Source organism: Chromobacterium sp. W521 (assembly GCF_052805975.1).
The window spans coordinates 1-603 of sequence record NZ_JBRBAF010000046.1; the positions used below are offsets into that span (position 1 = coordinate 1).

The window sequence follows — 603 nt, forward strand, 5'->3', positions numbered from 1 at the left end:
GCCACGAACAGGCTGATGTGCTGGCCCACATTGTGGAGCCAGCGTCGGCCGGAGGTTTGGTTGGTGTCGCGCTGCGCCACCAGGTCCAGATTGGTGCCCGCCGCCACGGTTTGGCTTTGCTGGCTCAGGCTGGCGATGCCGGCGGGGGCGGACAGAATAATCAGCGGTTGTTGGCCAGCCTGGTCTTTTGCGGTTTTGCCGTCTTTGTCGGTGTTGGAGCCGGCTTCCCAGGCTTTCAGGGCGGCGGCCTGGTGTTGCAGGTGGCCTTCGGTTTTCTTGGCGGCTTTGGCGTTGTCCGCGCCGATTTCTTCCGGCCCGGTTTCCATGGTGTCGGCCTGCTGGCCAGTGGCGGTGTCGCCCAGGCTTTGGCTCAGGGCCAGGGCGGCGTCCAGCTGGCTTTGCGCCTGTTCGCGCGCCAGCTGTTTGCCGGATGCGCCGTTCTGCGCTTCGGTGCTCAGCAGCAGGCCGTGGCCGGCGCGGATGGCGCCGTGCTGGTCGGTTCTGAGTTCGAAGCCGTCGCCGCGCGGCTCGGCCTTGCCGTTGCTGCGCGGGTGGGTGAGGAAGCCCTGGTTGAGCTGGGTCTTGCCCGGTTCACTCGATAGC

General features: G+C 66.8%; 1 protein-coding gene. It reads right to left on the minus strand.

Annotated elements, in window-relative coordinates; all coding sequences use genetic code 11:
* A partial coding sequence (locus ACUXV1_RS23225) for a type VI secretion system Vgr family protein (RefSeq protein WP_446016773.1) occupies positions 1–603 on the minus strand: 603 nt, incomplete at both ends.